General features: G+C 63.9%; 19 protein-coding genes and 1 pseudogene. 11 read left to right on the forward strand and 9 right to left on the reverse strand.

Translation table 11 applies throughout. The annotated features are described in order from the left end of the window. Window positions 1-76 precede the first annotated feature (76 nt). The 3 genes from AC629_RS08045 to AC629_RS46605 form a co-directional block, all read right to left on the reverse strand. Window positions 77-763, reverse strand: a complete 687-nt coding sequence (locus tag AC629_RS08045) for a hypothetical protein (protein WP_143198988.1) — start codon at window positions 761-763, stop codon at window positions 77-79. 339 nt (window positions 764-1,102) lie between these two features. Then, complete coding sequence (locus tag AC629_RS08050; RefSeq protein ID WP_245331758.1) at window positions 1,103-1,264, reverse strand: RNA-binding protein; 162 nt, start codon at window positions 1,262-1,264, stop codon at window positions 1,103-1,105. Between the two features lie 344 nt (window positions 1,265-1,608). Further along, complete coding sequence (locus AC629_RS46605; protein WP_168195427.1) at window positions 1,609-1,764, reverse strand: hypothetical protein; 156 nt, start codon at window positions 1,762-1,764, stop codon at window positions 1,609-1,611. A 342-nt stretch (window positions 1,765-2,106) separates the two neighbouring features. Between AC629_RS46605 and AC629_RS08055 the strand changes: the two genes are divergently transcribed. Next, the gene (locus AC629_RS08055) at window positions 2,107-2,298 is read left to right on the forward strand and encodes a hypothetical protein (RefSeq protein WP_084804175.1); all 192 of its coding nucleotides are present in this window, start codon (window positions 2,107-2,109) and stop codon (window positions 2,296-2,298) included. Between the two features lie 38 nt (window positions 2,299-2,336). On the opposite strand, the gene AC629_RS08060 is transcribed toward AC629_RS08055, so the two are convergent. After that, window positions 2,337-3,509: an OpgC domain-containing protein gene (locus tag AC629_RS08060; RefSeq protein WP_084804176.1), complete on the reverse strand. Its 1,173-nt coding sequence runs from the start codon at window positions 3,507-3,509 to the stop codon at window positions 2,337-2,339. Between the two features lie 256 nt (window positions 3,510-3,765). Between AC629_RS08060 and AC629_RS08065 the strand changes: the two genes are divergently transcribed. The 3 genes from AC629_RS08065 (at window position 3,766) to AC629_RS08075 (ending at window position 5,291) form a co-directional block, all read left to right on the forward strand. Beyond that, window positions 3,766-4,071, forward strand: a complete 306-nt coding sequence (locus AC629_RS08065; protein WP_084804177.1) for an ETC complex I subunit — start codon at window positions 3,766-3,768, stop codon at window positions 4,069-4,071. Window positions 4,072-4,273: 202 nt separating this feature from the next. After that, window positions 4,274-4,768 carry an Lrp/AsnC family transcriptional regulator gene (locus AC629_RS08070; protein WP_084804178.1) on the forward strand — a complete coding sequence of 165 codons (495 nt, stop codon included), beginning with the start codon at window positions 4,274-4,276 and terminating at the stop codon, window positions 4,766-4,768. Between the two features lie 223 nt (window positions 4,769-4,991). Continuing rightward, a complete protein-coding gene (locus AC629_RS08075; protein WP_084804179.1) occupies window positions 4,992-5,291 on the forward strand; it encodes a DUF3551 domain-containing protein in 300 nt (99 codons plus the stop codon). A 101-nt stretch (window positions 5,292-5,392) separates the two neighbouring features. On the opposite strand, the gene AC629_RS08080 is transcribed toward AC629_RS08075, so the two are convergent. Continuing rightward, entirely contained in the window at window positions 5,393-6,421 is a 1,029-nt protein-coding gene (locus AC629_RS08080; RefSeq protein ID WP_084804180.1) for an AraC family transcriptional regulator, read from the reverse strand. A gap of 145 nt (window positions 6,422-6,566) precedes the next feature. On the opposite strand from AC629_RS08080, the gene AC629_RS08085 reads away from it, so the two are divergent. The 4 genes and pseudogenes from AC629_RS08085 (at window position 6,567) to AC629_RS08100 (ending at window position 12,330) form a co-directional block, all read left to right on the forward strand. Then, window positions 6,567-7,694 (forward strand): isovaleryl-CoA dehydrogenase, encoded by a 1,128-nt coding sequence (locus AC629_RS08085; protein WP_143198989.1) that lies wholly within the window; start codon window positions 6,567-6,569, stop codon window positions 7,692-7,694. Between the two features lie 82 nt (window positions 7,695-7,776). Further along, a complete protein-coding gene (locus AC629_RS08090) occupies window positions 7,777-9,381 on the forward strand; it encodes a carboxyl transferase domain-containing protein (RefSeq protein ID WP_084804182.1) in 1,605 nt (534 codons plus the stop codon). Between the two features lie 4 nt (window positions 9,382-9,385). Further along, window positions 9,386-11,414 (forward strand): annotated as a pseudogene (locus AC629_RS08095) (acetyl/propionyl/methylcrotonyl-CoA carboxylase subunit alpha). Between the two features lie 4 nt (window positions 11,415-11,418). Continuing rightward, window positions 11,419-12,330, forward strand: a complete 912-nt coding sequence (locus tag AC629_RS08100; protein WP_084804183.1) for a hydroxymethylglutaryl-CoA lyase — start codon at window positions 11,419-11,421, stop codon at window positions 12,328-12,330. Between the two features lie 140 nt (window positions 12,331-12,470). Here AC629_RS08100 and AC629_RS08105 read toward each other — a convergent pair whose 3' ends face one another. The 3 genes from AC629_RS08105 to AC629_RS08115 are packed head-to-tail and all read right to left on the reverse strand — an operon-like array spanning window position 12,471 to window position 15,399. After that, window positions 12,471-13,829: a TRAP transporter large permease gene (locus AC629_RS08105; RefSeq protein ID WP_084804184.1), complete on the reverse strand. Its 1,359-nt coding sequence runs from the start codon at window positions 13,827-13,829 to the stop codon at window positions 12,471-12,473. After that, complete coding sequence (locus AC629_RS08110; protein ID WP_084804185.1) at window positions 13,826-14,380, reverse strand: TRAP transporter small permease; 555 nt, start codon at window positions 14,378-14,380, stop codon at window positions 13,826-13,828. Before AC629_RS08110 ends, AC629_RS08105 begins: the two co-directional genes overlap by 4 nt. Then, complete coding sequence (locus AC629_RS08115; RefSeq protein ID WP_084804186.1) at window positions 14,377-15,399, reverse strand: TRAP transporter substrate-binding protein; 1,023 nt, start codon at window positions 15,397-15,399, stop codon at window positions 14,377-14,379. The genes AC629_RS08110 and AC629_RS08115 overlap by 4 nt, the downstream gene beginning before the upstream one ends. 321 nt (window positions 15,400-15,720) lie before the next feature. Between AC629_RS08115 and AC629_RS08120 the strand changes: the two genes are divergently transcribed. Beyond that, window positions 15,721-15,963, forward strand: coding sequence for a pentapeptide MXKDX repeat protein (locus AC629_RS08120; protein ID WP_084804187.1), 243 nt, complete (start codon window positions 15,721-15,723; stop codon window positions 15,961-15,963). A gap of 113 nt (window positions 15,964-16,076) precedes the next feature. Here AC629_RS08120 and AC629_RS08125 read toward each other — a convergent pair whose 3' ends face one another. After that, window positions 16,077-16,424 (reverse strand): DUF6481 family protein, encoded by a 348-nt coding sequence (locus tag AC629_RS08125; RefSeq protein WP_084804188.1) that lies wholly within the window; start codon window positions 16,422-16,424, stop codon window positions 16,077-16,079. Between the two features lie 266 nt (window positions 16,425-16,690). Here AC629_RS08125 and AC629_RS08130 point away from each other — a divergent pair, with 266 nt between their 5' ends. Next, a complete protein-coding gene (locus AC629_RS08130) occupies window positions 16,691-16,921 on the forward strand; it encodes a hypothetical protein (RefSeq protein ID WP_084804189.1) in 231 nt (76 codons plus the stop codon). A 76-nt stretch (window positions 16,922-16,997) separates the two neighbouring features. Then, on the forward strand, window positions 16,998-17,270 hold the full coding sequence (locus tag AC629_RS08135) for a hypothetical protein (protein WP_084804190.1): 273 nt from the start codon (window positions 16,998-17,000) through the stop codon (window positions 17,268-17,270). Window positions 17,271-17,566: the final 296 nt, after the last annotated feature.

The raw sequence follows: 17,566 nt of genomic DNA on the forward strand, positions 1-17,566 counted from the left end.
ATCTCAGACCGCTGAACCGCAGAATAATAGATGCGACGTCGCTGCTTCATGCCCACACTCCATCTCTGCTAAAGGATTAGAGTGTTGCACCGACCGGTTGAGTCCACCAGGTAAACCGCACGATCGAGGCGGCCAGCACGGCAGAAACCAGGAGCGTGAGAACGCCGGCCACAAGCGCCCGGGCGCCAGTCAGCGTTCCCGAGCTCAACGCGAGCAGCAGCGCGAGGCCGCCAACCATCGCAAATTGCCCCGGCGCCGCGTCGTAGGCGCCGAAGACCATCGGTTTGCCGTGGGGCCAGTACCACTGCTCGACAAGCGCCCAGGCGGTGGCCGCCGTGCCTACCAGCGTGACGGCAGCAAGCACGGCGATCGCGCCGCCATGATAGAGATTTCGCCCCGATAGCCTTGCCGCAGGATAGGCCGCCAAGGTGAAGACCAATAGGACCGCCTCGCGCGTGTTCCCCTCCACGCCGTTGACTGCCAGCGAGGCCACCGCCAGCGCGGCGAACGCAGCGAACAGCAGGTCGCAGGCGTTCGGCCGACGCAGGCTCTCCCAGTCGCCAAACACTATCAGCAGCGCGAGCGGGACGGCGAGAAGGGCGCCGGTCACGATTGCGCCGGCGCCGAGGAAACCGTGCGCCAGAACTGCAAGCGGGCTGGCAGACAGCAAAATGCCGAACAGCAATGATCGCAAATATGGAAGGCGCAAAACCGAAATATTTTCCCTCGCGCCGTTTTGGTTGAAGTCCTGGCGAATATTCACGTCAACGGATTCCACAAGCGGAACGGGGGAGCAAGGGGCGGGGGGCTGTGCTCATCAGCACGTCGGACCCTTGATCATGCGGCGTCCTTTCGATCAAGAGGAATGTTGGTGCCTACCGGGATGCGCGTTCGACGGCGACGGTGCGGGGAGACACGTGGGTGTGTCCGAACTGTCAGATTCGCGGGGAGGGTTAGGCGCCCGCCAGGGGGCTTTCGGGCTGACTATCAGAAACGCACTCAACGATTCCAATGGTTGGGGGCCGAAGCCAGCTGCGCGGACCAGTCCCGAAGTTGATACCCCCAAGGGTGATGTCGAGGGCTTTGGGGCCGCGAATGCGGCTCAGAACACCAGCCAATCGGCGAGACGCCAGGCGATCCAGCCGAGGCCGCAGATCCACCCCAGCATTGCGATCCCCGCGACGCCAAGCCCGCAGAGTGCGAACAGCGAGCTTGTGGTGTCCGGCGTGTCGGAGAGTTTCTCGGTCGTATCAATTGGGCTCACAACGTCCCCTTGCCTTGCTGCCTGATGTTCATTGGTCACGGCTCGCTCGTGAAAATTCACCGGCCGCGCTCCAGCTCACAGGGACGTGAGACGAGGTGGCTGTCCATGCATGCGCGCGTGCTGACTCAGGGCCTCACTCCGAGCGTTCGCGATCGGCGGCTCGCGACTTTTGCGCGAGTTTTCAAGGCATTGGAGCGGTCGGCCGGCGCAAAATTATCGAAGCTTCGTCGAACCTTTGGCTGTAGCCACAGACATATCGGTGTTGGGGATTTCAGCGCCCAATACCTAAACGGACGCCGCCAAGCGATGATATTCCGCTTGTGCGGCGTTGCGCTTTTCCAGGATTAGTTCGAGGCGTACCAGCCGAGCGGAAATGGTATGAACGGCCAAACCGTCTGGTTGTCGTTCGCAGCCTTTGGCGATTCCTGGGCGGAGGTCTTGACGAGCGCGAGCGGCGTCGAGCGCACTGCCAGGCGCAGACATGCACATTGCAAGTTCATTGCGGTCGCCTCAGCCAGTCAATTCGTTTCAAAAATTCCAATTCTTTTCAAACTTCGACGTCAGTTCAAAATTGCAGCGTGTCTAAAATTGCAGCGCGTCTCATGGCGCGCTCATCCTCAACAAATCAGCATGCATTCTAGAAAAATTGGCGCCGGCTTTCAACGGGGCTCGCCGCTCCATAACGACAAGTAAGGTTGATCGGTTAGGTTAAAGGCGAGCGCTTGTTGCGGCTGCTTTGGCGACTGCTATCAGGTCGGTCCCGGCTCGCGATGGGCCTGCAAATCGGTGCTCACACAAGATCACAGTTCGTCGCGGCGCTCGTATCCTGTGAGTTTTGCGCTATGTCTTTCGATCGCAACGCCCGAACCGTCAGTCCACGGGCAAGCTGGACCGAGATCTGGCACCTCTGGACCGTGATCGTGCCGCGCCGCTCGATCAACGGGCAGCTCGTGTACGGCAAGGTCTGGCGCCGTCACGACGGCCGCGACTGGATCTACAAGAAGTTCACCGAGTACGACAGCGGAGCGGCTTGAGCTATTTCCGTTCCGATTCCATTGGAACGGAAACGGCTCTAGGCGGCCTTCGCCGTCGTCGCCGGCTTGGCCGGCGGCGGCTTCAGTGGCTTGTCCTGCTTCTTTGACCACGAAATGTAATAGGCCACCGTCGTCATGATCGCGATGCCGGCGACGCTGACGAATATCTGCGCGAACAGCGAGCCGGAGCTCATCGACAGCTCGAAATGGCCTACGAAAGACAGGAACACGCCGACGCAGAACACGGCGAGCGACTGCTGGCCGCAAACGATCACGGGATCGAACATCTTCCACTCCAGGCCCGGCCAGTCCTTCGGCACGAAGCGGATCACCAGGATCACGATCACGGCGAAATGGATGAAGCGGTAGGGGGCGAGGTTGGTCTTGTCGTTCGGGTTGAAGGCCGCGAACAGCCATTCCGGGAACATGCCGCCGAAGGTGGGGAAGCGGCCGGCCATGGTCATGATCAGCGCGAACAAGAGATAGCCGAGGCAGAGCCATAACGTGATCGGCGAGTTGATCAGCGCGCCCGAGCGTCGCGCGCCGCCCATGGCGCACCAGGCGCCGAACACGAACAGCACCTGCCAGCAATAGGGATTGAAGTACCACTGTCCGGCCGGATAGGCGTTCAGATTCCAGCCGAAGTGACGCGCAGCGAGCCACAGCGCGATGGACACGATCATCGTCAGGTCGGGCTTGCGCAGCATGAACCAGAGCACCGGCGGAAACAGTCCCATCAGCACGATGTAGAGCGGGAGCACGTCGAGATTGAGCGGTTTGAAGCGCAGGAACAGGCCCTGGCGCAGCGTCTCGGTGGCATTGTCGACGAGGCCGGCGACGTTGAACTCGTTGATGATCTCGGAATCGCCGAAGCGCAGCGCCAAATAGCTGATCGAGGCGATGTAGATCACGAACAGGATGATGTGGGCGACGTAGAGCTGCCAGACCCGCTTGGTGAGCCGGGTGGCGCCGACGATGAAGCCGCGCTCCAGCATCATCCGCGCATAGACGAAGGAGGCGGTGTAGCCGGAGATGAAGACGAAGAGGTCGGCGGCGTCGGAAAAGCCGTAGTTGCGCGTCGTGATCCAGTTCACGACGTTGTCGGGGATGTGGTCGAGGAAGATCGCCCAGTTCGCGACGCCGCGAAACAGGTCGAGCCTGAGGTCGCGGCCTTTCTCGGGGAGCGTAGCATTGACATTCAGGAAGGCCATGCGACGGGAGCTTTCGAAAGAGACAGATACGCGAGCATCAGCGAGGCAGTGCCGCCGGGCGGGATCCCGGGGCGGATGGCGGGTACGCAATTGTCACGGTGCAGCATAATGACTATACCCGTCGGTGAGGCTGCCGGGGGGCCGGAATCACCGATCAGTTCCCGAAAGGTGTCTCTATACTATGCCCGCGGTTTCCACCAACTGCTACCGTGACGCACTAAAATCGAACGAAATGACGAAAAGGGCCGACCAGCCAATGACCGCACGCATTTACAAGCCCGCCAAGAACGCGATGCAATCCGGCCGGTCCAAGACCCGGGAATGGCAACTCGACTACGAGCCGGAGCAGCCGCGCGCGGTCGAGCCGCTAATGGGCTGGACCTCGTCCGGCGACATGAAGCAGCAGATTACGCTGCGCTTCCACTCCAAGGAAGAGGCGGTCGCCTATTGCGAGCGCAAGGGCATCGCCTACCAGGTGATAGAGCCCCAGGAATCGTTGCGCCGCCCGGTCGCGTATGCGGACAATTTCTCGTTCCGGCGCGGCGAGCCCTGGACGCACTGAAGGCGGCCTACTGAACCACCCCGGATTTCTTGCAGCAGATTCGTCATGCCCGGGCTTGTCCCGGGCATCCACGTTTTGGAGCCGCATGAAAGCTCATGATGGCCGGCTATGATGCGAAGGCTGAACCCAGCGCCGGCCCCCTTGGCAGCGATTCCCCCGCGTGCTTCGCTGCCGCCATGACGGGATCAGGGCGAGGTGGGGGATGGCCGGGCGTGACCAGCTCGACGGCGTCGATCTGAAAATACTCTCCGAGTTGCAGCAGGACGGGCGGGTCCGCAACAACGAGCTGGCGCTGCGCGTCGGCGTGTCCGCGCCCAACTGCCTGCGGCGGTTGAAATCACTGTTCAGCCGCGGCGTGATCCGGGCGGTCCGCGCCGTCATCGACGAGCGGCTGCTCGGCTTTGAAGTGGTGTCGTTCGTCTCGATCCAGCTCGGTAGCCAGGCCCAGCCGGTGCTGGAGGCGTTCGAGGGCTCGATCGCCGCGATCCCGCGCATCCAGCAGTGCTGGCGGATTTCGGGCGACACCGATTATCTGCTGAAGTGCGTCGCGCCGAGCGTCGAGAGCATGCGTCAGCAGCTCCTGCATTTTGCAGCGATGCCGAACGTCAAGAACGTCCGCAGCTTTCCGGTGCTGGGCGTTGCGAAGGATGTGCCACTGCCGCTGCAGGAAGTCGCCGCGACTGCGTCGGCAGGATAGGGGAACCGCAACGTTTGAGCGCGAATTCATAAAAAGCGAAAGAATAGGCTGTCACAAAAACTTAGTAACTCACCTAACTGTGACATGTGATTTGCGAAGCCCTGCAATGCACTGAGCCGTGATTGTCGGCTCCGGTGCATGGCCTACATCCGGGGTGTGAACCCTCAGCCTGCGTCGCATGCCGAGGACTCTTTTGTGGGACCCTGAAGCAGGAAAAGACAAGATGACCTCGACCTCGAAGACGTTTGTTGCGTCCGCCGCGACGCTGTTTGCATCCGCGTTTCTCGTGATGACTGCGCCGGCCGCACGCGCCGACGATTTCTGCATCACCAACGGCGCCCAGGCCGCGCATGGCTGCGGCTATCAGACGATGGAAGCTTGCCGCGCTGCAGCCGCCGGCATTGGCGGTATGTGCTCGCAGAGCGGCGGCGCGAAGATCCCCAACGACGCTTTTGCGTTCCAGCCGAAGCAGACGCACTCGCGCAGCAAGGTCCGCTCCGGCGGCCAGACCAATTCGAACTAAGGGCTCAAATCGAAACCGGTTTCGAGACGTTGCGGCCTCCGAGGTTCATCTCGGGGGCCGTAAAATTATGACGGCCAGGCGCCAGCGCGTTTATGCGCGCCTCAGCGATACCTGCCGCGAAACTCGCGCGGCGAGGCGCCCGTCCAGGTGCGGAAAGCGCGGGAAAAGCTCTTTTCGTTGCGGAAGCCGGCGATCTCAGCGATCCGCTTGATCGGCACCCGGCCACGCATCAGCTCCTGCTTGGCGAGCTCGAACTTCGCCTCTTCCTTGAGATCGCGCAGCGAGGTCGCTTCCTCGCGCAGGCGCCGATGCATGGTGCGCGTGGAAAGCGCCAGCTCGCTCGCGACATCCTCTGCGCCGAGAATGCGTCCGCGCGCATTGCGGAGCACGCGGCGGACACGTTCGACCAGAAGCCGGTCGCGGCGATAGGGCAGCACGGTCAGCCGCAATGCGCCCTTGAGCATGTTGTCGAGGTCGGCGGCGCTGCGGGTGAGGGGCAGCGAAAGATAGTGCTTGTCGAAGACGATGCGGGTGCCGTCCGCATCGAAGCTCAGGTTCCTGCAGAAGATCGTCGGATAGACTGAGACGTGGCCGGGCTCGGCATAGGGAAATTCGGCCCTGCGCAGCGCGATTGCGGAATCGACCGCCCAGCAGGAGAAGCCGAGGACATAGCGGAGCAGGGTGACCAGGCAGAATTCGCGCAAGGGGCCGAGATCGCGCTGCTCGCGGATGGAGATGGTCGCGGTCTCTTCACCGAGCGACAGCTCGAACAGCACGTCCTCGGTCAGGAGGCGGTGATGCCGGCACCAGCGCTTGAGCGCCACCTCGAGGTTGGGCGCAGTGATCGAGGCGCGGCACAGCATGCCATAGGTTCCCCAGGGCAGCCGCCGCGAGAACCAGCCGAGCGCCTCGTCGTCGAGCTCGCGCATCGCATGGCCCGCCAGCGCCTCGAACTGGGTCGCCGTCACCCGGCCGTCCCCCGATTTGACAAGGTCTTCGGTGACCTGCCCCTTGCTCAGTGCCTCGGCCGGATCCCGCCCGTAGCGGGCATAAGCGGCAGCCACGCCGCGGACGAAGGCGGCAGGGGTCATGGCGCGGCGGGGCGTCGCGGTTGCGGCTTGGAAGGGCATGAAAAATCCTCGCCAAACTTGGCGGAAAATGCAACCTTTTCGACCGCCAGGGCGCCCGGGCGGAGGTAGGTTCGGGCGACAAGAAATTGGAGGAATCGCCTTGAACATCCCGAGTATCGATTTCGATCTGGGCGAAGACATCAGCATGCTGCGCGACACCGTGCGCGCCTTCGTCGAGGCTGAGGTCACCCCGCGCGCCGCCGACATCGAAAAGGCCAATCTGTTCCCCGCCGACCTCTGGAAACGCTTCGGCGACCTCGGCCTGCTCGGCATGACCGCGCCGGAGCAATATGGCGGCTCGAACATGGGCTATCTCGCCCACATCGTCGCCATGGAGGAGATTTCGCGCGGTTCGGCCGCCGTGGGGCTGTCCTACGGCGCCCACTCCAACCTCTGCGTCAACCAGATCCGCCGCAACGGCACCGACCCGCAGCGGCAGCGCTATCTGCCGAAGCTGATCTCCGGCGAGTATGTCGGCGCGCTCGCGATGTCCGAACCCGGCGCTGGCTCGGACGTCGTCTCGATGAAGCTGCGTGCCGACAAGCGCGGCGACCGCTATGTGCTCAACGGCTCCAAGATGTGGATCACCAATGGCGGCGACGCCGACGTGCTGGTCGTCTACGCCAAGACCGATCCGGAGGCCGGCCCGCGCGGCATGACCGCTTTCCTCGTCGAGAAGGGTTTTAAGGGCTTCACCCATGGCCAGCACCTCGACAAGCTCGGCATGCGCGGCTCCAACACCTATCCCCTGTTCTTCGACGAGTGCGAGGTTCCGGAAGAGAACGTGCTCGGCGGCGTGGGCGAGGGCGTCAAGGTGCTGATGTCCGGCCTCGACTATGAGCGCGCCGTGCTCTCAGGCGGCCCGCTCGGGATTATGGCGGCCTGCATGGACGTGGTCGTGCCTTACATGCATGAGCGCAAGCAGTTCGGCCAGCCGATCGGCGACTTCCAGCTCATGCAGGGCAAGCTCGCCGACATGTATTCAACCTGGCAGGCCACGCGCGCCTATGTCTACGCCGTCGGTCGCGCCTGCGACCGCGCCAATCACGCGCGGACGCTGCGCAAGGACGCCGCCGCGGCGATCCTCTATTCCGCGGAGAAGGCGACGTGGATGGCGGGCGAGGCGATCCAGGCGCTCGGCGGCGTCGGCTACACCAGTGAGTTTCCGACAGGGCGCCTGTGGCGCGACGCCAAGCTCTACGAGATCGGCGCCGGCACCTCGGAGGTTCGCCGCATGCTGATCGGCCGCGAGCTGATGGCCGAGACGGCTTAAGCTTCCACGCAATTGGAATTGCCGCGAGACTGGTTCAACCTGCCGCGGCCTCCCACCACGTCAAAAGAAAACGCGGGACCACATGCCGCTCCATTCCAGCATCGATCCTTCCTCATCCGATTTTGCACGCAATTCCGACGCGATGCGCGGGCTCGTCGCCGACTTGCGCGAAAAGCTGAGCCAGGTTGCCGGTGGCGGCGGCGAGGCCTCACGCAACCGTCACACCGCGCGCGGCAAGATGCTGGCGCGCGAGCGTGTCGACTTGCTGGTCGATCCCGGGACGTCGTTCCTGGAGCTGTCGCCGCTTGCAGCCTACGGCCTCTATGGCGGCGACGTGCATTCGGCGAGCGTCGTGACCGGGGTGGGGCGCATCTCGGACCGCGAGTGCGTGATCGTCGCCAACGACGCCACCATCAAAGGCGGCACTTACTATCCGATGACCGTGAAGAAGCATCTGCGCGCGCAGGACGTGGCGCGGCAGAACAATCTTCCCTGCGTCTACATGGTCGATTCCGGCGGGGCCTTCCTGCCGCTCCAGGACGAGATCTTTCCGGACGAGCGCCACTTCGGCCGCATCTTCTACAACCAGGCGCAGATGTCGTCGCAGGGCATCCCGCAGATCGCGATCGTGATGGGCTCCTGCACCGCCGGCGGCGCCTATGTGCCGGCGATGTCGGACGAGAGCATCATCGTGCGCAACCAGGGCACCATCTTCCTCGGTGGCCCCCCGCTGGTGAAGGCCGCGACCGGCGAAGTCGTGAGCGCCGAAGAGCTCGGCGGCGCCGACGTCCATTCGCGCCAGTCCGGCGTCACCGATCACTATGCCCAGAACGATGCCCACGCGATCGGGATCGCCCGGCGCATCGTCGGGACGCTGAAACCATCGGCGCGGCCGAATCTCAACATGCACCCGCCGCGCGACCCGCTGTTTGCGGCGGAGGAGATCTACGGCGTGGTGCCGGTCGACGGAAGAAAGCCGTTCGACGTGCGCGACATCGTCGCCCGCATCGTCGACGGCTCGGAATTCGACGAGTTCAAGAAGCTTTACGGCACGACGCTGGTCTGCGGCTTCGCCCATATATGGGGCTATCCGGTCGGCATCATCGCCAACAACGGCATCCTGTTCAGCGAGAGCTCGCTCAAGGGCGCGCATTTCATCGAGCTGTGCTGCCAGCGCGGCATTCCCCTGGTGTTCCTGCAGAACATCACGGGCTTCATGGTCGGCAAAAAGTACGAGGCGGGCGGCATTGCGCGTGACGGTGCGAAGCTCGTCACGGCGGTTGCGACCGCCTCCGTGCCGAAGTTTACCGTCGTGATCGGCGGCTCCTATGGCGCCGGCAATTACGGCATGTGCGGCCGCGCCTACAGTCCGCGCTTTCTCTGGATGTGGCCGAACGCGCGCATCTCGGTGATGGGCGGCGAGCAGGCCTCGATGGTGCTGAGCCAGGTCCGCCGCGACAATATCGAAGCCAAGGGCGATAGCTGGTCGAAGGAAGAGGAAGAGCAATTCCGCAGCCCGATCCGCGCGCAGTATGAGGGCCAGGGGCACCCGTATTACGCGACCGCGCGTCTCTGGGACGACGGCGTGATTGATCCGGCCGACACGCGGCTCGTGCTCGGCCTTGGCCTCTCGGCGGCGTCGAATGCGCCGATCGAACCGACGAAGTTCGGCCTGTTCAGGATGTGATGCGATGGATAGCTCAAAGCTCTACCGGCGTTTTCGCACGCTCCTGATCGCCAACCGCGGCGAGATCGCCTGCCGCGTCATCCGCACCGCGCGCGCCATGGGCCTGCGCACGGTCGCCGTTTATTCCGAGGCCGATCGCGACGCGATGCATGTCGCGCTCGCTGACGAGGCCGTGCTGCTCGGCCCCGCGCGGGCGCGCGACAGCTACCTCAACGTCGAGCGGCTGATCGAGGCGGCACGAAAGAGCGGCGCTGAAGCCGTGCACCCCGGCTACGGCTTCCTGTCGGAGAATGCCGAGTTCGCGCACGCTTGCCTCGATGCGGGGCTCGTCTTCGTCGGCCCGACCGCCGGGATGATGACGGCGATGGGCTCGAAATCCGGCTCCAAGGCACTGATGGAGAAGGCAGGCGTACCGCTGGTGCCCGGCTATCACGGCGAAGCCCAAGACGAAGCGACGCTGGCCAAGGCGGCCGAGGAGATCGGCTTCCCCATCTTGGTGAAAGCGTCCGCCGGCGGCGGCGGCCGCGGTATGCGCATCGTGCGCTCGGCGGCTGAACTTGTCCCTGCGATCGTCAGCGCCAAGCGCGAGGCCAAGGCGGCGTTCGGCGACGACACCATGCTGATCGAGAAATATGTCGACAATCCCCGGCATATCGAGGTGCAGATCATCGGCGATAGCCACGGCAATCTCGTGTCGCTGCTCGAGCGCGAATGCACGCTGCAGCGCCGGCACCAGAAGGTGATAGAGGAGGCGCCGTCGCCGACGCTGAATGCCGCACAGCGCGAAACGGTGTGCGCAGCCGCGCGAAAAGCTGCGGGGGCCGTGAACTATGTCGGCGCCGGCACGATCGAGTTCGTCTCCGACGGCAAGGACGTGTTCTTCATCGAGATGAACACGCGGCTCCAGGTCGAGCATCCCGTGACCGAGCTGATTACGGGCATCGACCTTGTCGAATGGCAGCTGCGCGTCGCCTTCGGCGAGGAGCTGCCCTTGAGGCAGGACGAAATCCGCCTCAACGGCCACGCGGTCGAGGCGCGCGTCTACGCCGAGAACCCGACCAAGAACTTCATGCCGTCGGTCGGCCGGATCTCGACCTGGCGGTTGCCGGCGGAGACCGGAGGCTTGCGCATCGATGCCGGCTACCGCGAGGGCGACAGCGTGTCGCCGTACTACGACGCGATGCTGGCCAAGATGATCGCCTGGGCGCCGACACGGGATGTCGCGATTGAGCGGCTGAACCGCGGGTTGGAGGATTCGGACGTTCGCGGCATCGTCACCAACATCCCATTCCTGTCGGCGCTGATGACGCATCCGAAGGTGCGAACGAATGTGATCGACACCGGCTTCATCGAGCGCGAGCTTGCGGTCCTGACTTCGGCTGCGCCGGCGCCCGGCGAGCTCGAGCTCTGCGCGGCGGTGGCCGCGATCGTCAATCAGGAGCGGCAGGCTGCGCAGGCAGAGACACATTCGCCATGGCAGACCTTCGGCTGGATGCCGGTCGGCCGCCGCCAGCGCGGCTTTGTCTTCCGCGCCGGCCATGGTGTCGGTCACGGTGTCGGTCATGGGCCCGAGCAGAAGATCACGCTGAACTATGGCAGCGAGCCGTCGACTCTGGTGATCGGCGAACGCGAACTGGCATTCTCGATTGCGCCGAAGGATGGCGGTTTCGACCTGACGCTTGATGGCGTCAAATCGTCAGTGGCGGCCGTGATCGATGACCACGAGCTTTACCTGCGTACACGCAACGGGCGGTTCGACCTGCACTGGGTCGATCCGTTCGGCGGCGAGAGCGAGGAGCAGACCGGCGAGGACAAGATCGCGGCGCCGCTGCCGGGCACTGTTGTCGCCGTGCTGGCGGAAGAGGGGGGCCAAGCTCGACAAGGGCGCGCCGATCCTCACCCTGGAAGTGATGAAGATGGAGCAGACGCTGCGCGCGCCCTATGCCGGCGTGCTGAAGTCGATCAAATGCAAGGTCGGTGACATCGTCCAGGAAGGCGTCGAGCTCGCCGTGGTCGAGCCGTCGGGAGAGTGACGATATGAGCGACCAGGTCCGCATCATCGAAATGGGGCCGCGCGACGGCCTTCAGAACGAGAAGACGCCGGTCAGCGTCGAGGCCCGCATCGCGTTCGTCGAAGCGCTGGTCGCGGCGGGCCTTCATACTGTCGAGGTCGGCGCCTTCGTCTCGCCCAAGGCGATCCCGCAGATGGCGAGCTCGGATGCCGTTCTGCGCGGCGTGAGTCACGTGAAGGACGCCGAATTCCACGTGCTGGTGCCGAACGAGAAGGGCTATGAGGCCGCGCGCGCGGCGGGCGCGAAGGTGGTCTCGGTGTTCGCGGCAGCGTCCGAAGGCTTTTCACGGGCCAACATCAACTGCTCGGTCGCGGAGTCCATCGAGCGGTTCAAGCCGGTTCTCGCGCGCGCCAAGGCCGACGGCGTGCCGGTGCGTGGCTATATCTCCTGCGTGCTTGGCTGTCCGTTCGACGGCGAGATCAAGCCGAAGGCCGTGGCCGACCTGGCAAAGACATTGTGGGATCTCGGCTGCTACGAGATCTCGCTCGGCGACACCATCGGTGTCGGCACGCCCGCCAAGGCGAAGGAGATGTTGCGCGCGGTTGCCGCCAACATTCCCGCGGCCAAGCTTGCGATGCATTTTCACGACACCTACGGCCAGGCGCTCGCCAATCTCTATGCGGGGATGGAGGAGGGCGTCCGCGTCATCGACGCTGCCGCCGGCGGCCTCGGCGGCTGCCCCTACGCGCCGGGCGCCACCGGCAATGTCGCGACCGAGGATGTCGTCTACATGCTTGAAGGCATGGGCGTCAGGACCGGCATCGACATGGACAGGCTTTTGGCGGCCACGAACGAGATGAGCAGCGTGCTGGGCAAGCCGCCCGTGAGCCGCGTGGCCTCGGCGCTGAACGCGAAGAAGAAGCGGGCGACATCGTAGGAATCGTAGGGTAGGTTAGCCGAAGGCGTAACCCGCCACTATTTGTCTCCGCGGAAACAAAAGAGGTGGGTTACGCCCAGCGACCTGTGCTTCGCGCAGGGCGCTGGGGCTCACCCACCCTACGGCAGTTGCGATTGCCCCTACCTGCTCCCGTCCGGCCCCATCACCATATCCGGCAGCCAGGTCGAGATCTCCGGCACGAAGCAGAGCAGCAGCACGGCGGCCATCATCAGCAGCACGAAGGGCAGCGTGCCCCAGATCACCTCGCTCAGGGGGATGTCGGGCGCGACATTGCGGATGACGAAGATGTTGAGGCCAACCGGCGGGTGGATCAGCCCCATCTCCATCACGATGGTCATGACCACGCCGAACCAGATGATGTCGAAATTGGCAGCACGGAGCGGCGGCAGGATGATCGGCGCCGTCATCAGGATGATCGAGACCGGCGGCAGGAAGAAGCCGAGCACGACGACCATGACGAGGATCGCGAACAACAGGCCCCAGCGCGGCAGGTGCATCGCGACGACGGATTCGGCGGCCGATTGCGAGATGTGCAGATAGCTCATCACGTAGGAGTAGAGCAGCGACATGCCGATGATCATCATCAGCATGGTCGATTCCCGGATCGTCGATTTCATGATCGGGCCGAGATCGCTCGGCCGCCAGACGCTGTAGATGGCGGCGATCAGTGCCAGCGCGAGGAGGCCGCCGAGGCCGGCGGTTTCCGACGGCGTGGCGTAGCCGCCATAGAGCGCGATCATGACGCCGGTGAGTAGCAGCACGAACGGGATCACGCGCGGCAGCACGCTGAAGCGTTCGGCGAGTGTGTACTCGTCGCGGGTCAGGATCGCAGCCTCCGGGCCGCCTTTCTTGTAGATCGCTTCGGCCGCGGCATATTCCCGGCGGAAGCGGATCACGGCATAGGCGCCGAACAGCGAGACCAGCAGCAGGCCCGGACCGATTCCGGCGAGGAAGAGCCGGCCGAGCGATTTTTCCGCGGCGACCGCGAACAGGATCATGGTGATCGAAGGCGGCAGCAGAATGCCGAGCGTGCCGCCGGCGGCGATGATGCCGGCAGCAAAGCCACCGGAATAGCCGCGCTTGCGCATCTCGGGGATGCCGGCCGAGCCAATCGCAGAGCAAGTCGCGGGCGAGGAGCCCGCCATCGCGGCGAACAGCGCGCAGGCGAACACATTGGCGACGCCGAGGCCGCCGGGAACGCGATGCAGCCAGGCGTGCAGGGCCGAATAGAGATCCTGCCCGGCGCGCGACTTGCCGATCGCCGCGCCCTTCAGGATGAACAACGGGATCGACAACAGCGTGATCGAGGCCATCTCCTCGTAAACGTTCTGCGTCACCGTATCGAGGGATGCGGCGGGCATGTAGATGCCCATGAACACGACCGCGACAGCGCCGAGGGCAAAAGCAATGGGCATGCCCGAGAACATCACGAGCAGCGTCGCGATGCCGTAGGCAAGGCCAATACCGAAAACGCTCATGGCCGCCTGGCTCCGGTGAAGGGCAGCGCAAGCTGCACGAGGATCTGGACACAGAGCAGGCTCATGCCGAGCGCCATCAGCGAATAGGGGATGGCGAGCGGCGGCGACCACATCGAGTTCGAGACCTGGCCATCGACATAGGCCTCGTGGGCCAGCGTCCAGGATTTCCAGGTGAAGAAGGCGCAGAACAGAAACGTCGCGGCATCGACGAGCCAGAGCCGGACCTTGTTCGCAAACGGCGACAGCAGGCCGACGAAGGCCTCGATGCCGATATGGCCGCGGTTCTGCTGCACATAGGCCGCGGTCATGAAGGTCGCGCCGACCAGGAGGAACACGGCGGCCTCGTCCTGCCAGTAATTGGCGGCCTTGAACAGCGCACGGCTGAGCACGCTGTAGCTCAGGATCGCGCAGGCCGCGACCAGCGCGAACGCTGCGAACACGACGATGATGCTGTTGAGGATGGCAAGACCCCGATCGAGCGCTGCCGCAAGGCCGGTCCTTGCGACAGCGCTGTTCTGGGTGTCACGATCCGGAACCGGAGCGTGCATCATGCCGCAACGTCGGAGGCGAGCTTGAGCAGTTTCGCCGCGGTCGCGGTCTTGGCGCCGTAATCCTTCCACGCGGTGTCGCGGGCGATGTCGCGCCACTTGCCGACGGTCGCGGCATCGAGCGCAGAGACCTTGGCCCCGGCCTTCTCGTAGACCTTGGCGACCTCGACGTCGTCGTCCTGGGCGCCCTTGCGGCCGAAGGCTTCGAGCTCGGTGCCGACCGCGAGCAGGATGTCCTGATGGTTCTTCGGCAGCTTGTCGAAGATCGCCTTCGACATCATCAGCGGCTCGAGCATGAACCAGTAGGAGGCGCCTGCGCCCGAGGTCAGCGACTTCGCGACCTCTTCGAGGCGGAACGAGATCAGGCTGGTGGAGGAGGTGATGCCGGCATCGCAGGCGCCGGTCTGCATCGCTGCGTAGATTTCGTTCGACGGGACCGACAGCACCGAGGCGCCTGCAGTCTGCAGCACCATGTCCATCTCGCGCGAACCGCCGCGCACCTTCAGGCCCTTGGCATCTTCCGGCGCCACGATCGCCTTGGAGCGGCTGGCAACGCCGCCGGCCTGCCAGACCCAGGTGAGCAGGATGATGCCCTTATCGGCGAGGAAGTCGGTCAGCGCCTTGCCGACCGGTTCCTTCTTCCAGCGCATGCCCTGGTCGTAGGTGGTCACGAGGCCGGGCATCAGGCCGATATTGGTTTCCGGCAGTTCGCCGCCGGCGTAGGGCATCGGATAGAGGCTGATGTCGAGCGCGCCCTTGCGCATCGCGGAGAACTGCGCGTTGGTCTTGATCAGCGAGGAGTTCGGATAGATCTCAGCAGTGATGTCGCCATTGCTGCGCTTGGCCACTTCAGCGGCGAACATGCGACAGAGCCGGTCGCGGAAATCGCCCTTGTCGATGGTTCCGCCCGGGAATTGATGCGAGATCTTCAGCGTGGTCGCGGCGTGCGCGGTACCGGTGCCGAAGCGGAGAATGGCGGGTGCGGCGACGGCGGTCGCGATCAGTTGACGGCGCGTGAACATGGATTGATCCCCTTGGACGGTTCTTGTTTGGTGCGATTTGGGTGGGTCTTGAGACTGGCGCGGAGGCCCATCCTAGCCGGTCTTCCACCCGATGTTCTCTAGTCTGATAGTTCGAGACCGAATGCCGCGGCAAGTCTCAGTCTTGCTGCGCTGCACACTCCCGGTCCCCGCCGCAGGCGCGGGTTCTCTACCGAACGATGGATGGTAGCCGGCGCGCTCGAATTTTATCGACGGCCGCGTAACAATTTCGGCTGGCGATCCGTCGAGACTGGATAGCGGCATCCGTCGCTGACCAACGTCATCTCGAAGGGAACATTGCTCATGACCATTCGCAACCGCATCGTGCTCGGCGCTTCGGTCGCCGCGCTCTCGCTGGGCCTCGCGCTGTCGCCGGCCGCCTTTGCTCAGGACAAAATGGGCAAGGACGACGGCATGATGAAGAAGGACACGATGTCCAAGGACGGCATGAAGAAGGAAACCATGTCCAAGGACGACGGCATGAAGAAGGACCACATGTCGAAGGACGGGATGAAGAAAGACGACGGGATGATGAAAAAGAACTGATCTTCAACTGTCGTCGCGGGGCGCTCGCGGGGACGAACGTGCGCACTCGCAGTTCCAGGGGCGGTCATGTCGACCGCCCCGGAGCGATGTCTCAATTCAATTTCAATTGAACGTTACTTGCGCTTGGCCTTGCGAGCAGCGTAGCGCGCGTCGCGCTTGGCCTTTTGCTCAGCCTCGAGCGCAGCTTGCCTGGCGGTCGCTTCTTCCGCTTCGCGGGCGATCCGTGCGGCTTCAGCGGCCTTGGCTTCTTCCTCGAGACGCTTCTGCTCGGCCTTTTCGGCCTCGCGCGCGGCTTTTGTCTCGGCGCGCCTGGCCGCGAGTGCCTCGCGCTCGGCGCGACGTGCCGCGACCGCGGGATCGTCGTGCCCCGGCTGCGACTTGAATTTGTTCAAAAGATTTTTGCGGGCGTCCTGCGCCGCCTTTTGCCGGTCTGCGAACCCGGGTTCCCTGAATCCACTCATCGAACGAGCCTTGTCTTCCTCGCTTTCAATACTACATCAGTGCCTGTTGGTACGTCGGCTGGGCATAGCAGGCGCCACGCGACGCACATGCGTGTACATCGCTGCTCGTCGCGAAGCCACCCATAATCGCAGCCGATCAGGTACCCGAAAATCGCCGCCCCGACGATCTCTCGTACCCCGAAAAAACTGCCGAAATGTGATGTCCCTCATAAGGGACCACGAGGGCGACGCCTAGCGTCACGCCCGATACGAGACGGAGCACGGGCATGACGATCTTCCGACTGAGCCTGAAGTCGCTCGCAATCACCTTCGCGGTGGCCGCGGTGGCCAGCGCCGCGCTGCTGCTCTGCCGTCCACAGCCGATCGAGAGTGCTGTCCTCGGTGCGGATTGGAAATGCACCCAGACCGCATTCGTGCTCACGACCTGCGCCCCGCGGGTCGATCACGCGATCCCGGCGGTCGAAACCTCGCATGCGATGCGAGCGTCCCGGGGCTGAACTGGAGAGTGTGCGCGGGATGTGACGCCACGTCGCAGAGATGGTAAAGCCGTCTCGCCCGCGCGACCAGATAGCCATGCCCGAGCCCGAGTCCAAGCTCAAGTCCAAGTCCAAGTCCAAGTCCAAGTCCAAGTCTAAGTCCAAGCCCGAACCGGGCGAGGCACCCAGATCCCCTGCAAAGCCTCAATCCGGTGACAACCGCCGCGGTGCGGTCGCCGGCTTGATTATCGCTATTGTGATCCTCGGTGTGGGCTGGTGGCTCGCCCGCAACCTCACGGCCGCCAGCAAGATGCAGGACTGCCTGATGTCGGGGCGGACCAACTGCAACGTGATCGAGCCGGCCCGCTAGAAGAGGTCGAGCCGCGGTCCCTGCGGACGAAAAATTGCCGTGATCTTAAACATTTGTAACGGGACTTAGCCGACCAAAGCAGGTCAGTTATGTCAGCCGGCATCAGCCATGCGCGTCCGAATCGTCTATCGCGCAAGGACCACGGCAATCGAGAGAGTAGGGGGTCAAGCACGCATGAGTGCGTCCAGCCACATGAAGATCATCATTCCCTTGGTTTCGGCCATGTCACTGCTTGCCGTTTCGGCACAGGCGCAGGACGCGTTGCCGCCGAGAGGCCCCGGCCCGTCGCCGGCAGG

This window comes from Bradyrhizobium sp. NAS80.1 (assembly GCF_001908205.1).
In the GTDB taxonomy this organism is placed as follows: domain Bacteria; phylum Pseudomonadota; class Alphaproteobacteria; order Rhizobiales; family Xanthobacteraceae; genus Bradyrhizobium.

Bases quoted from the DNA above. Each gene is read 5' to 3' on its own strand.
- AC629_RS08065 (WP_084804177.1), top strand. From the start codon at position 3,766: ATGACCGCACGCATTTACAAGCCCGCCAAGAACGCGATGCAATCCGGC.
- AC629_RS08060 (WP_084804176.1), bottom strand. From the start codon at position 3,509: ATGGCCTTCCTGAATGTCAATGCTACGCTCCCCGAGAAAGGCCGCGAC.
- AC629_RS46605 (WP_168195427.1), bottom strand. From the start codon at position 1,764: ATGAACTTGCAATGTGCATGTCTGCGCCTGGCAGTGCGCTCGACGCCG.
- AC629_RS08075 (WP_084804179.1), top strand. From the start codon at position 4,992: ATGACCTCGACCTCGAAGACGTTTGTTGCGTCCGCCGCGACGCTGTTT.
- AC629_RS08090 (WP_084804182.1), top strand. From the start codon at position 7,777: ATGCCGCTCCATTCCAGCATCGATCCTTCCTCATCCGATTTTGCACGC.
- AC629_RS08085 (WP_143198989.1), top strand. From the start codon at position 6,567: ATGCTGCGCGACACCGTGCGCGCCTTCGTCGAGGCTGAGGTCACCCCG.
- AC629_RS08135 (WP_084804190.1), top strand. From the start codon at position 16,998: ATGCCCGAGCCCGAGTCCAAGCTCAAGTCCAAGTCCAAGTCCAAGTCC.
- AC629_RS08125 (WP_084804188.1), bottom strand. From the start codon at position 16,424: ATGAGTGGATTCAGGGAACCCGGGTTCGCAGACCGGCAAAAGGCGGCG.
- AC629_RS08115 (WP_084804186.1), bottom strand. From the start codon at position 15,399: ATGTTCACGCGCCGTCAACTGATCGCGACCGCCGTCGCCGCACCCGCC.
- AC629_RS08105 (WP_084804184.1), bottom strand. From the start codon at position 13,829: ATGAGCGTTTTCGGTATTGGCCTTGCCTACGGCATCGCGACGCTGCTC.
- AC629_RS08070 (WP_084804178.1), top strand. From the start codon at position 4,274: ATGGCCGGGCGTGACCAGCTCGACGGCGTCGATCTGAAAATACTCTCC.
- AC629_RS08130 (WP_084804189.1), top strand. From the start codon at position 16,691: ATGACGATCTTCCGACTGAGCCTGAAGTCGCTCGCAATCACCTTCGCG.
- AC629_RS08120 (WP_084804187.1), top strand. From the start codon at position 15,721: ATGACCATTCGCAACCGCATCGTGCTCGGCGCTTCGGTCGCCGCGCTC.
- AC629_RS08080 (WP_084804180.1), bottom strand. From the start codon at position 6,421: ATGCCCTTCCAAGCCGCAACCGCGACGCCCCGCCGCGCCATGACCCCT.
- AC629_RS08110 (WP_084804185.1), bottom strand. From the start codon at position 14,380: ATGATGCACGCTCCGGTTCCGGATCGTGACACCCAGAACAGCGCTGTC.
- AC629_RS08100 (WP_084804183.1), top strand. From the start codon at position 11,419: ATGAGCGACCAGGTCCGCATCATCGAAATGGGGCCGCGCGACGGCCTT.
- AC629_RS08055 (WP_084804175.1), top strand. From the start codon at position 2,107: ATGTCTTTCGATCGCAACGCCCGAACCGTCAGTCCACGGGCAAGCTGG.